This window comes from Fructilactobacillus sp. X2R6C1, assembly GCF_059901295.1.
In genome coordinates this window covers 349928-362990 of sequence record NZ_JBWXUZ010000002.1, presented here as the reverse complement: position 1 = coordinate 362990, position 13063 = coordinate 349928, and the positions used below count along the sequence as shown (strand labels likewise).

The window sequence follows — 13063 nt, the reverse complement described above, 5'->3', positions numbered from 1 at the left end:
TCGGGAAGTAGCTCAGCTTGGTAGAGCACCTGGTTTGGGACCAGGGGGTCGCAGGTTCGAATCCTGTCTTCCCGATTAGATACTTTTATGTATCTTAAATCGCGGTGTAGCTCAGCTGGCTAGAGCGTCCGGTTCATACCCGGGAGGTCGGGGGTTCGATCCCCTCTGCCGCGATTAGGTCTTGGACCTTTAGCTCAGTTGGTTAGAGCAGACGGCTCATAACCGTCCGGTCGTAGGTTCGAGTCCTACAAGGTCCATCCGAACGCTGTTTGGTGGGCGTTGAGGTTTATTGACTTATATGTTACAATTACTTTGTTGTTTTTGGAGGATTACCCAAGTCTGGCTGAAGGGAACGGTCTTGAAAACCGTCAGGCGAGTCAAATCGCGCGAGAGTTCGAATCTCTCATCCTCCTTTATATTATCGCGGGATAGAGCAGTCTGGTAGCTCGTCGGGCTCATAACCCGGAGGTCGTTGGTTCAAATCCAGCTCCCGCAATTTTGGTTCGTTGGTCTAGTTGGTTCAGGACGCCTGCCTGTCACGCAGGAGATCACGAGTTCGAGTCTCGTACGAACCGCTTAAATGGCTCGGTAGCTCAGTTGGTAGAGCAACGGATTGAAGCTCCGTGTGTCGGCAGTTCGATTCTGTCCCGCGCCACTTAATTTAATATTTTTATGCGGGTGTAGTTTAGTGGTAAAACCGTAGCCTTCCAAGCTACTGTCGCGAGTCCGATTCTCGTCACCCGCTTTTATTTGTTTTATTTGGGTCTATAGCTCAGTCGGTTTAGAGCGCACGCCTGATAAGCGTGAGGTCGATGGTTCGAGTCCACCTAGACCCATTGGAGAAGTACTCAAGTGGCTGAAGAGGCGCCCCTGCTAAGGGTGTAGGTCGCGCAAGCGGCGCGAGAGTTCGAATCTCTCCTTCTCCGTTTATTATGACCCGTTGGTCAAGTGGTTTAAGACACTGCCCTTTCACGGCAGTAACATGGGTTCGAATCCCGTACGGGTCATCATTATTTTTACTATATAATTATCGCGGGATAGAGCAGTCTGGTAGCTCGTCGGGCTCATAACCCGGAGGTCGTTGGTTCAAATCCAGCTCCCGCAATTTTGGTTCGTTGGTCTAGTTGGTTCAGGACGCCTGCCTGTCACGCAGGAGATCACGAGTTCGAGTCTCGTACGAACCGTATCATTATCATATAAAAAAAGAGATGAATTATTCATCTCTTTTTTTATATCTATTAATTATTAATTATTTGTTGGTGCAACCCGTTGATAACTGGCTGAGCGGTAATCAATGTTAGGATCGTTTTTAAATTTAGAAACAATACTTTCAGGACGATTAGCCCAATCATTGTATGCGTATGCTCCACGCCATAAAGTGAGAATAATACGCTTAGTATGATCCTTTGAATCTGACATATAATACCCCGAAAACATTCCGCTTGGTAATTCAGGACTGCTCATGAAGGTGTTCATGTTTGCATCTAAAACTTTACGTTGGTCATCTGATGGTGAAAGTTCCACATAATTAATGAAATAACTCCAGTTGTCTTCGCCAACGTGTGAAAGGACGTCATAAGTGATGGGACTTTTGAAAATTGATTCCTTTCCACTGTAATCCAGGAGCTGGAGGCCTGAATCGTTATTGTTGGTAGAGAATAGTGCTAAATCTCTTTCAGGATTACTTTTCATGATGTGCACTAATACATTCTTCGTGCCAAATGTTACAGAAATTTGTCTTATCATATTATTAACTTCCTTTTGATGTAAATTGCTTCATAATTAGTTTAGAATAAATCCTAATGAGTTAAAAGGAAAATGTCCTAATTTTTGGAAATGGGGGATAAAAATGAAACTTACGGTTTTAGGTGATTATGGTGGTTATCCTTATGATGGAATTGGTACTAGTGGATATTTAGTTACTAGCGGTAACTTTAATTTGTTGATTGACTGTGGGAGCGGAATAATGCTCTCATTAGAGAAGGTCTTAGACCCACTAAAATTAAATGCAATTATCTTGTCACATTATCATGCAGATCACATCGCTGATGTTGGGGTGTTACAGTACTATTGGCAGTTACATGATAAACGCTATGATACAGATGTTTTACCGATTTACGGAAATACAACCGATCAGATTCATTACAACCAGTTAGATTGGCCCAATTCGACTGAGAAAGAACCCTTTAGTGCTGATAGTGAACTTGAAGTGGGACCATTTACAGTCACATTTTTAAAGACGATTCATCCCGTGCCAGCCTTTGCGATGAAGATTGTTGAACGATCATCTGGAAAAGTATTGAGTTACACAGCTGATACACGTTATTTTGATGGTCTAATTAATTTTGTTAAGAACTCTGATATGTTAATATCAGATACGAATTTCTTTGAGGACGTAGATGGTAAATTGTGGCATATGACCTCTAAACAATCTGGTCACTTAGCTCGATTGTCAGATAGTAAGAACCTGTTAATAAGTCATCTTCCTCAAAATGGTAGTCACGTAAAATTGTTACAGCAAGCACAACAAGCCGCTGGCAAAAAGGTTAATGTTGAATTGCCTAAAATAAGAAAGGCAATTAGGATTTAGGAGGCGATTTGTTTTATGAAATTCCATCGTGTTAACAAAGATACAATCCGTGTACTGATTAACAAGGAAGACTTAAAAAAGCATGGAATTGGGATGCTTGATCTTTTAGGGAATCGAGAAAAATGTGAACAATTTTTCTATAGCATTCTTGATGAAGCTGACGTTGAAAAAGACTTTACGGATACAGATACGGTTTTGTTTCAAATTCTTCCTAGCCAAGATGGATTAGAGTTATTTATTAGTAAAGATAAGAATATTTCGAATCAAATTGGCGATAATGGTGGGATGTTACCTCCATTAAATGAAAATGGAAAACAAAGAACCAGCAAAAACGTTAATGATATTCGCAAGATGTATGATACCTTTGATAAAAAGACTGGTAAACGACTAATTCCAATCAAATTCAATTCATTTGATGATTTAATTGGGCTTGCCAATAAATGGAAGGAAGTTACTCCCCGCCATTCAGTAGAATTAAAAACTGATTTGTATCAATATCAAAATTCGTATATTATTATGTTCAGATACTATTTGAATGGTCAGTACGATAGTGAGGGTAATTCTAATCTTGATGACCTTAATCATATGATTAATGATGAAATGGGAATTGTTTATGAGTATGGGAAAATTGCGCCACTGACTGAAGACAAATTAAAGAAGTATGGTAAGCAAATTACGGTTGGTGATGCACTTGAAACAATTGCATATTATTTTAAGTAAAAAGATTCGCATTTAGCGAATCTTTTTTCGTATATTGCGAAGGGTCTTTTTTATGTTAATGGCTTTAGAAAATGGAAAGCTTATTATGGCACGAGATGCCAAAAGGAATCATAAATATTATTGCTGTGATTGTGGTGAATTGGTGGTTTTGAAAAAGGGTATTAATAAAATTCCACATTTTGCTCATCAAGCAAATTCGAAGTGTAAAACGGGAGCCGGTGAATCTTATGCGCATACACTTGGCAAAGACATCATATTAAACTCGTTACCATGTGATGCTGATGTAGAGGTATATTTACCAGCTTTAAAACAACGAGCGGATATTCTTTTGAGTAATATGGCAATTGAGTATCAATGCAGCCCTATTAGCTTTCAACAGTTGAGTAAGCGGGTAGCTGGTTACCATTCAATTGGTCTAGAATCTTCTTGGATCTTGGGAATGAAATATTATAAAAAGAAGGTTTCAAGTCCTTCAGTACTTCAATTCATTAGATATCATAAAAACACGGGGTACTATCTTGTTTATATGAATTCTTTTAGATCACGATATTTTATCCGCTACCAAATTCATCAAGTTGATGGGGTCTATCGTTACCGAGAGAAGTCATTTAAACGCTGGTATTCAATGTTTGAATTTTTTAACAAAAAGCAATCTGATAAATTAAGGCAGCCCAATTTAATCAAGGTATGTAAACAAATTGAGAAGAAAGTTCGCTATCGTGATCAGGGGATGATGGCTTTACAGGAATACTGCTACCTAAATGGCAAGACGGTGACTGGATGTCCACTTATTTGTCATCATTATCGGATGTTGCCTCCAGTTTTCGGTCACCAGTGGTTGACTTGGGAAATAATTTTCGTCTGTGAACTAAAAAAGTGGGTTGGTAAAAGTATTTTTCAATTTATGGATAAAGTATATCAAGAAAGCCATTTTGCTGATCCAAATGATCAATTTGTTTTTCTAACCAATGTTGAAAATGTAAGGAAGGCTTATATTCAAAGGTTTGTGGCTTGTTTGATTCATAATAAGCTGTTGGTGATTGATGATGGAAAGATTGAACGAGTTGAAGAATTTACGTGGTATAGAGATGTTTATGCTAAGATAAGCATGATTAAGAAACGTTCATGAAATGGAGATTGTAAAATGTCAAAGATAAATGATTTGCCAAATCGAAACGAGGTTCCAAAAGAATTAACTTGGGATTTGACTACTGTGTATAAGGATCATGCGGAGTTCGAACGAGCATATAGTGAAGCTAATGATTTAGTTGGAAAGGTTAGTCAATTAAAGGGGCAACTTGGCTTAAATAGTGAGTCGCTTTTAAATGTAATTAGGCAAGTATTGGACTTGAATCGAAAATATGAAAAGTTATATGTTTATGCTCAGTCAGCTAGTGATGTTGATACTACTAATAATGAATTACAGAGTGACATGGACCGGGTTAATAAATTAGGAAGCAAAGTTGGTCAGGCACAGTCTTGGTTAGAGCCCGAAATCATTTCCTTAGGGTCTGAAAGCATCAAACAGTTTATTAGGGAAAATCCAAAGTTAGAAGAATATCGAAGATTTTTTGATAAGATTTTAGTTAATCAGGATCATGTCTTACCTGAGGACCAAGAAAAGTTGATGGCTAGGGCTTCAACAATTTTTGAGGCACCCGAAAAGACATTTGGAATCTTAGATAGTTCTGACCTTAAATTTCCTCAGGTGAATGATGGGTCGGGTAAAAAAGTACGGCTTTCTAACGGTATTTATAGTTTACTCTTGGAGTCGCAAGATCGAAAAGTGAGAAAGAATGCTTTCAAATCCTTTTACTCAACCTTTGATCAATTTCAAAACACGCTTGCTTCAACTTTGTCAGCAGAAGTATCTGTTCATAACTTTGAAGCACAGACGAGAAAATATGATTCAGCAAGACAAATGGCAATGAGTGAAAATGAGATTCCTGAAACTGTCTATACAACCTTAGTAAAAAGTGTTCATGATCACTTACCGTTATTTCATCGGTACGTTGCGCTCAGAAAAAAAGCTTTGAATGTTTCTGAATTACACATGTATGATATGTACGTGCCATTAAGTGGAAAACCAAGTCTCAAGTATTCCTTTGGGCAAGCGAAGGATGAAGCTTTAAAGGCACTGAGCGTTTACGGTCCGGATTACGTTAAACACGTTAAAGAAGAATTTAATAATCGCTGGATTGATGTAGTTGAAAATAAAGGGAAACGAACGGGAGCATACTCATCTGGGATGTATGATACGAATCCATTTGTTTTGCTTAATTGGCAAGATAATCTTGATAATTTATACACTTTGGTGCACGAAACAGGACATAGTATGCACAGTTACTATACTTCTCATAACCAACCATACCAGTACGGCGATTATTCAATTTTTGTGGCCGAAATTGCGTCAACTACTAACGAAAATATCTTGACTGATTACTTACTTAAAAATAATTCTGATCCAGAGGTTCGCAAATACATCCTTAATTCCTACTTAGATGGAGTAAAGGGAACAATTTTTCGGCAAACCCAGTTTGCTGAATTTGAAGAGTTTATCCATCAATCAGAACAAGAAGGAAAGTCATTAACTGCGGAATTTATGAACAAATATTACTTTAATTTGAACCAAGAGTACTATGGAAAAGACGTTGTTTCTGATCCTGAGATTCGACTTGAATGGTCTAGGATTCCCCATTTTTACTATGATTTCTACGTTTATCAGTACGCAACTGGTTTTGCGGCTGCTTCCGCATTAGCGGATCGAGTTATGAGTGGAGATCCTAAAAAGATTGATTCGTATCTGAACTATTTAAAATCAGGAAGTAGTAAGGATCCTATTACTATTATGAAAGCAGCTGGAGTTGATATGACTAAACCGGATTATTTAAATCAAGCCTTTGATAAGTTTGAAAGACGCTTAGATGAACTGGAAAAAATGCTTTAAATATACGGTGAGCACAATGTTTGAAATATTATGTGAGAGGAATATGCTGTACTTGTAATTAATTGAGGAGGGGTGTTTGCATGACAGCTGAAGATGAAACATTTACTTTAAATAATGGGATTAAAATCCCACAGATCTTTTTTGGAACCTATGAAATTCCAGCTAGAGAGACGGAAAAGAGTGTCGATCAAGCATTAAAAGATGGTTATCCTGGGATCGATACTGCACGTGATTATGGAAATGAACGTGAAGTTGGAAATGCAATCAAGAACAGTGATGTTAACCGTGATGATATTTTTCTGACCACTAAGATTGAAAGCCCAGAATCTTATGATGAAGCAACTAAAATGATTGATGAAGCATTAGAAAAATTACAAACTGACTATATTGATTTAATGTTGTATCATTGGCCTGCAGGTGATTTAACGGAAACTTACAGAGCAATGGAAGATGCCGTTAAGGCTGGTAAACTAAAGAGCATCGGTTTGTCCAACTTTTATGGTGATGATCTCAGTACCATTTTGAAGAGTGCAACCATTAAACCAGTTGTCGATCAAGTTGAGACTAACGTATTTCGGCAACAAAGGGACTTTTTGCCGGTTGCTAAAAAAGATGATTTACGACTGGAAGCTTGGTCACCATTTGCACGAGGTCGTAACGGCTTCTTTACCAATGAAACGTTGGGAAAGATTGCTCAAGCTCACGATAAGACCATTGGTCAGGTGGGCCTTCGCTTCTTAATTCAAAATGGAATTATTGTTTTACCACGATCCACTAAACCAGATCGGATTAAAAGTAATTTGGATATTTTCAATTTTGAGTTAACACCCGATGAAATGAAAGAAATTAATAAACTAGATACTGAAAAGAGTCAATTTGGTTGGCTTTAATAGTCAAAAAAAGGGTTTCACACTTTTAAAAGTGTGAAACCCTTTTTATTCTAGAGAACTCGAAGATTATTTGTTTGTTTAATTTTACCATCAAGCTCTCTTGATTCCTTTTGAATTATGTGATTACAAATATCAAATAATTCTTGGTAATCAACTTTATCAATTAGTAAACCGTTGTCTGAAGAATCACAGTCAAATATTACTAAATTACCATGATTTGAAATATTCATTTCTGAAATCATTTGTTGATCAGATTGAAAGGTGCTCTCAGTTAATTTTGAACGACGGTCTTCTTTAAACATTTCCAAGTCTAGATTAGCTTTTTGGGCAATGTCGTAAACTAAGCTATCACAGTAAGTCATGTTTCTTTTTAGAATGTCGTGCTGTAGTGCAAACAAAAAGGTTCGACCCTTTTTTGCTCCTTGAAATAGTGCTGCTTTATAATCAAGGATTAGTTTATATGGAAGAAGTTGTGAGTGAGCTTCCTTATTACCTGATATAACGCTAAGGTTCATGATCGGAATGATTCGAAATGATGTCTTACAGGGTAATTGCTTTGATAAACGATCAATAGTTTGTTCAGATTCAGCACAATCACTGCAAGTTGGGTCTACAAATAAATATAGTTCAATCATAACTTTTTCCTTTCCTAGTTTGTTATCTTTCTCTTCTATAACGACGCACTTACTAGATTATCATTTTTTTATAAAAATTCAATAAATTTGTTTTAGTACTCTTATTATACTGGGATGATAATTAAGTGTGGTATTATGTTTCTGGAACAATATGACAGACTGGAGATTGTTGTTTTATGGTGAAGAATTGGGATGACTTTTTATTTCCATATCAAGAAGCTTCAAATGAATTAAAATTAAAATTACGTGGGATTCGCTCCGAGTACTTAGAACGTGGTGAACGCTCACCAATTGAGTTTGTTACTAGTAGAATTAAGCCAATCGATAGTATCAAGGAAAAGATGCAGCGACGTCACATTGAAGAATCACGTTTGTCTGAAGACATGGAAGATATTTGTGGGTTGCGCATTATGTGTGAATTTCTTGATGATATTTACACGGTAGTAGACATTCTTAGAAAACGAAATGACATTAATATTTTAGAAGAACGGGATTACGTTAATAATGAGAAAGCCAGTGGCTACCGTTCATACCACATTGTATTTAGTTATCCCTTGCAGTTAGTCGATGGGCAAAGGGATATTCTGGCTGAAATTCAAATTAGAACTTTAGCAATGAACTTTTGGGCTACCATTGAACATTCTTTAAATTATAAGCATCCTGATGTTTTTCCTCCTGAAGTTCATAAGAGGTTACAGGGGGCATCGGAAACCGCTTATAAGTTGGATGAAGAAATGTTAGAGATTAAACAAGAGTTAGATCGAGATCTTAAGGATCAAAACGATAAACACGAATCGAGGGACCAAAAATGAAAATTGCAATTTATAGTAACGATGGTGAGACCTCGAGTCGAATTGCATCGGAATTATCAAAAGAGATTGAAAATGCAAAAGATTTAGAAATTGATGAACTTAATCCTGAAATTGTAATTTCCGTTGGTGGAGATGGTACGTTACTTTCTGCTTTTCATCATTACGATGATTTGACTGACAAGATTAGGTTCGTTGGAATTCACACGGGTCATTTGGGATTTTATACTGACTGGCGTGATACTGAAGTGACCCAGTTGGTTGAAAGTTTGAAGCATGATAATGGTCAAAGTGTTAGCTATCCCTTATTAGATATCGAAGTAGATTATGCTGATGGTGGCCAACCAGATTATATGATTGCGCTAAATGAGGCTACCTTTAAAAAACTGTTCGGAACGATGGTGGCCAAAGTCTTCATCAAAGGAGAACTTTTTGAAAACTTTCGTGGCGATGGATTATGTATTTCAACTCCCACTGGATCAACCGCATACAATAAATCAGTAGGGGGAGCAATTATTTCGCCTAAGTTCAATTCAATTCAAGTGGCTGAGATGGCTTCAATTAATAACCGGGTTTTTCGAACGATTGGTTCACCGATCATTATTCCACCAACTGAATCTATTACGATTGTGCCGGAGGTATCACTCCATAACGTTCTAACATACGACCAGTTATTAATTAAAGATCGTCCAATTAAGTCCATTAAATTCAAAATTTCCAAACGAAGAATTTATTTTGCCAAATATCGTCACACTCATTTTTGGCAGCGGGTAAGTAATTCATTCATTGGGGAAACCCTTGACGATGATTAGTTTTGATTGGATTTATGATGAATATAAACCCATGAAAGTCAGAACGTTTGTGATGAAAAATGGGGTTACCAGATCGCTACTTAAAAGTATTCGTTATCATGGTGGTCACTTGATGGTGAATAGTAGGGATGTTTATACTAGTTTTGAATTATCACGTGGTGATCGAGTTAAGGTCATTTTGCCACCTGAAGAACAAAATGATTTTTTACAGGTTTCAAATTTACCGATTAAGATTTTATTTGAAAATGATAATTTTCTGGTAATTGATAAGCCGGTCGGAGTTGCTTCAGTTCCTTCACATATTTATCCTAATGACACAATTTTAAATCGTGTTTTAGGTTATTATGTTCGTAATGATTATCCAAGTAAGAAGGTTCACATCGTTAATCGGCTTGATCGTGATACGAGTGGTCCGGTTATTTTTGCTAAGAATCATTTAGCTCATTCGGTACTTGATAAGCAACTGAAAGACCGGCAGATAAAAAAATATTATATTGCCGTTGTGTTAGGTGAACTTAACATCAAGCACGGACAGATTGTGCTCCCAATTGGTAGAAAGCCAGGATCATTTATCGAACGAGAAGTCAGAAATGACGGCAAATATTGTCGAACTGAATTTTGGACATTGAAGGTTAATAATGGAATGTCGTTGGTCAAAATTAGGTTGTATACGGGGCGAACACATCAAATTCGGGTTCATTTTGCAAGAATTGGATATCCGCTTGTGGGAGACTGGCTATACAATCCTTACGAACACAGCAATAAACGGCAAAAATTACATTGTTATCAGACAATTTTTTTTGATCCGTTTGAAAAAAAAGACGTCAAAGTCGAATCCCAAATTCCTAGTGATTTTAAAGAGTTGTTGAATTAAGATTTATTGATTTTTATAATATTTGGTTAGCTAAAACGTATAATTCTAGGACACTGGTGTCCTAGAATTTTATTTTTTCATGAGTTAAAGATGAGCCAAAATAAATAATTAAGTAAATTGGGGTAGACATTTTTAAGATTTCACTTTAGAATAATTACTATTAATATTGTTTATATTTTTATTAATTTTTGATCGTTAGATGTTATACTTAATTATGATGTTACAGTTTTGAAAAGGAGAGATAATTGATGAAGAAGCTCATTAAGAAGCACAACCAAATGGCTCTTAGTACTGGAGAGACTAAACGCCGTAACAAATTGGTGAAAACCAAAAAGGGCTGGATGAAAGTAGCTATGGGTACGGTCTTTGCCAGTGCAGCATTGTTCACGTTTAACTTAAATAGTTCAGTAAATGCTGATAAGGTAAGCACTGTCCCAGTTTCTGAAAGTGAACCGGCTTCAAATGTTCAACCAAAGAAGGAAATTGTTCAAGAACAACCAACAGTTGCAAACACTAATCAAACCCAAAACGATAGTGGCTCAACCCAAATGGGAAACACTAATAAGACTGCCACACAGTTACAACAAGCAGAATCAGTAAATGGTGAGACAGATAAAGAAGCAGGCAATGCTTCTGAAACAAATGTACATACACCAACATTACAATCAAGTGATTCTAAACAATCTCAGAACGAAAATGAAGTTATTACTGATAATCAACAACCAACTAAGACTGATCAGTCAGCTCAAACTAACTCATTAAATGATAGTAATGCTGTTTCAAAATCGACTGAGACTAATAATGTCAAAGATCAGAATGATTCTAATGAACAGCAACAATCACCAAAAGTTTCAAAGACTAGTGATCAACAGCAAGTAACAAAAGCTCCAAAAGCTGATGCCAGTCAACAATCAGCACAGGACTCTGAAGTTGCTCTTAAGGTAACGGATAATGCTGAAAACGAGAACAAAGTTTCTGAAAATAATAATGAGCATCAACAGAATGTAGATCAAAATCAAAACGTGAACTTAAAGGCTGACGTTGCCACTCCAGATAAGCAGATTGGTCCTGGTTATTATGATTCAAGCGTTGAAAACAACGTAAATCAAAACGTGCAACGCCCATCACAATATACTAATTTTAATGTTTCAAATAACACTAATTTTGCCAGTTATACTCAGGACTTTATCAATAAGGTGACTCCTGGTGCAATTGCTGGATGGAAGAAATATGGTGTTTTACCATCAATTTCAATCGCTCAGGCCATCATTGAAAGTGGTTGGGGGAGATCTGGATTAGCCGTTAAGGGTAACAATTTATTTGGAATCAAAGGTTCTTATAACGGTCAATCAATCTACTTTCCAACTCAAGAATACATCAATGGACACTGGGTTACTGTTCAAGCAGCCTTTAGATTATATCCAAGCTGGGCTGCAAGCATTGAAGACCATGGTGCTTTCTTAAGAGACAACCCACGTTACAGCAACTTACTTGGCGTAAGAGATTACGTGAGTGTAGCCTATGCTTTACAAAATGATGGATATGCGACTGATCCTAGTTATGCTCAGACACTTATTAATTGTGTCCGTAACTATAATTTAACTAGCATCGATCAAATCGCCTTTCAAGATGAAGGTAATCCACTACCAGCTCCTGATGTTAAGCCAGCTTCTGGTACTTATACCTTCAGTCAAACCACCAATATTAGAACTTCACCAAGCCTAAGTGCTCCAGTTGTAGGACAATATAAGGCTGGAGAAAGTGTCGTTTACAATGGTACTGTTGATGCTGATGGATATACATGGTTAAGATACAAATCATATTCTGGTGATGATTTGTATGTTGCTAAGGTAAGCGACGTACCAGCCTCAAAGCCAGAGTCAAATGTCACACCAGCTTCTGGAACCTATACTTTTGGTCAAACTACTAACATTAGAACTGCTCCAAGTACTAGTTCTCAGATTGTAGGTCAATATGATGCTGGTGAACGAGTTGTTTATGACGGGACTGTCCAAGCTGATGGATACACGTGGTTAAGATATCGTGGTGGATCAGGTGCTTACCGTTACGTTGCTAAACTAAGCAATACTTCTACTCCCGCACCTAACCCAGATGCAAACGTTAAGCAAGAATCAGGGATGTATACCTTTAATCAAACTACCAACATTAGAACTGCTCCAAGTACTAGTTCACAAGTTGTGGGACAGTACGATGCCGGTGAGCGAGTTGTTTATGATGGTACTGTTAATGCCGGTGGATACACATGGTTAAGATATAAGGCAGCTTCAGGTGCCTACCGTTACGTTGCCAAACTAGATAACAATACTTCAACTCCAAATAACCAACCAAATGTCACTGAAACTTCAGGTACTTATACATTTGGTCAAACTACTAATATTAGAACTTCACCAAGTACTAATTCACAGGTTGTAGGCCAATATAATGCCGGTGAACGAGTAGTGTACGATGGCAAAGTAATTGCTAATGGATACACATGGTTAAGATATCGTGGTGGATCAGGTGCCTACCGTTATGTTGCTGAATTAGGAAATGGTTCTGTTTCTGGTAATAACCAATCAGACGTTACTCCCACTTCTGGCCGATTTACTTTCAGACACGCTACTAACATTAGAACTTCACCAAGTACTAGTTCACAAGTTGTGGGACAATATGATGCTGGAGAAAGTGTTGTTTATGATGGCAAAGTAATTGCTAATGGATACACTTGGTTAAGATACCGAGCAGCTTCAGGTGCTTACCGTTACGTTGCCGACTTGAACTAAAAT

Annotated in this window: 11 protein-coding genes and 13 tRNA genes; 22 read left to right on the top strand and 2 right to left on the bottom strand. The window is 37.3% G+C overall.

Annotated elements, in window-relative coordinates; translation table 11 throughout:
• The first annotated feature begins 1 nt into the window (after window position 1).
• From AC6UDF_RS03945 to AC6UDF_RS03885, 13 genes are all read left to right on the top strand, one after another.
• A tRNA-Pro gene (locus AC6UDF_RS03945) sits at window positions 2-75 on the top strand.
• A gap of 25 nt (window positions 76-100) precedes the next feature.
• A tRNA-Met gene (locus AC6UDF_RS03940) sits at window positions 101-174 on the top strand.
• Window positions 175-183: 9 nt separating this feature from the next.
• Window positions 184-257 (top strand) — tRNA-Ile (locus AC6UDF_RS03935).
• 66 nt (window positions 258-323) lie between these two features.
• A tRNA-Ser gene (locus AC6UDF_RS03930) sits at window positions 324-413 on the top strand.
• Window positions 414-422: 9 nt separating this feature from the next.
• Window positions 423-496 (top strand) — tRNA-Met (locus AC6UDF_RS03925).
• A gap of 4 nt (window positions 497-500) precedes the next feature.
• Window positions 501-575 (top strand) — tRNA-Asp (locus AC6UDF_RS03920).
• A gap of 7 nt (window positions 576-582) precedes the next feature.
• Window positions 583-655, top strand: a tRNA-Phe gene (locus tag AC6UDF_RS03915).
• 19 nt (window positions 656-674) lie between these two features.
• Window positions 675-745 (top strand) — tRNA-Gly (locus AC6UDF_RS03910).
• A gap of 16 nt (window positions 746-761) precedes the next feature.
• A tRNA-Ile gene (locus tag AC6UDF_RS03905) sits at window positions 762-836 on the top strand.
• 2 nt (window positions 837-838) lie between these two features.
• A tRNA-Ser gene (locus tag AC6UDF_RS03900) sits at window positions 839-926 on the top strand.
• 8 nt (window positions 927-934) lie between these two features.
• Window positions 935-1007: transfer RNA gene (locus AC6UDF_RS03895), tRNA-Glu, on the top strand.
• A gap of 24 nt (window positions 1008-1031) precedes the next feature.
• Window positions 1032-1105 (top strand) — tRNA-Met (locus AC6UDF_RS03890).
• A gap of 4 nt (window positions 1106-1109) precedes the next feature.
• Window positions 1110-1184: transfer RNA gene (locus AC6UDF_RS03885), tRNA-Asp, on the top strand.
• A 61-nt stretch (window positions 1185-1245) separates the two neighbouring features.
• Here AC6UDF_RS03885 and AC6UDF_RS03880 read toward each other — a convergent pair.
• Window positions 1246-1692, bottom strand: a complete 447-nt coding sequence (locus AC6UDF_RS03880) for a hypothetical protein (protein ID WP_500723846.1) — start codon at window positions 1690-1692, stop codon at window positions 1246-1248.
• A gap of 157 nt (window positions 1693-1849) precedes the next feature.
• Between AC6UDF_RS03880 and AC6UDF_RS03875 the strand changes: the two genes are divergently transcribed.
• The 5 genes from AC6UDF_RS03875 to AC6UDF_RS03855 all read left to right on the top strand — a co-directional run bounded on the left by AC6UDF_RS03875 (window position 1850) and on the right by AC6UDF_RS03855 (window position 7147).
• On the top strand, window positions 1850-2590 hold the full coding sequence (locus AC6UDF_RS03875; protein ID WP_500693953.1) for an MBL fold metallo-hydrolase: 741 nt from the start codon (window positions 1850-1852) through the stop codon (window positions 2588-2590).
• 15 nt (window positions 2591-2605) lie between these two features.
• On the top strand, window positions 2606-3310 hold the full coding sequence (locus AC6UDF_RS03870) for an adaptor protein MecA (protein ID WP_500693952.1): 705 nt from the start codon (window positions 2606-2608) through the stop codon (window positions 3308-3310).
• 52 nt (window positions 3311-3362) lie between these two features.
• Entirely contained in the window at window positions 3363-4439 is a 1077-nt protein-coding gene (locus AC6UDF_RS03865; protein WP_500723844.1) for a competence protein CoiA, read from the top strand.
• A gap of 15 nt (window positions 4440-4454) precedes the next feature.
• Window positions 4455-6257, top strand: a complete 1803-nt coding sequence (pepF, locus tag AC6UDF_RS03860; RefSeq protein ID WP_500693950.1) for an oligoendopeptidase F — start codon at window positions 4455-4457, stop codon at window positions 6255-6257.
• A gap of 80 nt (window positions 6258-6337) precedes the next feature.
• Complete coding sequence (locus AC6UDF_RS03855; RefSeq protein WP_500693949.1) at window positions 6338-7147, top strand: aldo/keto reductase; 810 nt, start codon at window positions 6338-6340, stop codon at window positions 7145-7147.
• A gap of 50 nt (window positions 7148-7197) precedes the next feature.
• Here the strand turns inward: AC6UDF_RS03855 and AC6UDF_RS03850 are convergent, their stop codons facing one another.
• A complete protein-coding gene (locus tag AC6UDF_RS03850; RefSeq protein ID WP_500693948.1) occupies window positions 7198-7782 on the bottom strand; it encodes a DsbA family protein in 585 nt (194 codons plus the stop codon).
• A 176-nt stretch (window positions 7783-7958) separates the two neighbouring features.
• Between AC6UDF_RS03850 and AC6UDF_RS03845 the strand changes: the two genes are divergently transcribed.
• The 4 genes from AC6UDF_RS03845 (at window position 7959) to AC6UDF_RS03830 (ending at window position 13060) form a co-directional block, all read left to right on the top strand.
• Window positions 7959-8594: a GTP pyrophosphokinase gene (locus tag AC6UDF_RS03845; protein ID WP_500693947.1), complete on the top strand. Its 636-nt coding sequence runs from the start codon at window positions 7959-7961 to the stop codon at window positions 8592-8594.
• On the top strand, window positions 8591-9403 hold the full coding sequence (locus tag AC6UDF_RS03840) for an NAD kinase (RefSeq protein WP_500693946.1): 813 nt from the start codon (window positions 8591-8593) through the stop codon (window positions 9401-9403). Before AC6UDF_RS03845 ends, AC6UDF_RS03840 begins: the two co-directional genes overlap by 4 nt.
• Window positions 9396-10277: an RluA family pseudouridine synthase gene (locus AC6UDF_RS03835; RefSeq protein WP_500723842.1), complete on the top strand. Its 882-nt coding sequence runs from the start codon at window positions 9396-9398 to the stop codon at window positions 10275-10277. Before AC6UDF_RS03840 ends, AC6UDF_RS03835 begins: the two co-directional genes overlap by 8 nt.
• A gap of 248 nt (window positions 10278-10525) precedes the next feature.
• Window positions 10526-13060, top strand: a complete 2535-nt coding sequence (locus tag AC6UDF_RS03830) for an SH3 domain-containing protein (RefSeq protein ID WP_500723840.1) — start codon at window positions 10526-10528, stop codon at window positions 13058-13060.
• The last annotated feature ends 3 nt before the right edge of the window (window positions 13061-13063 follow it).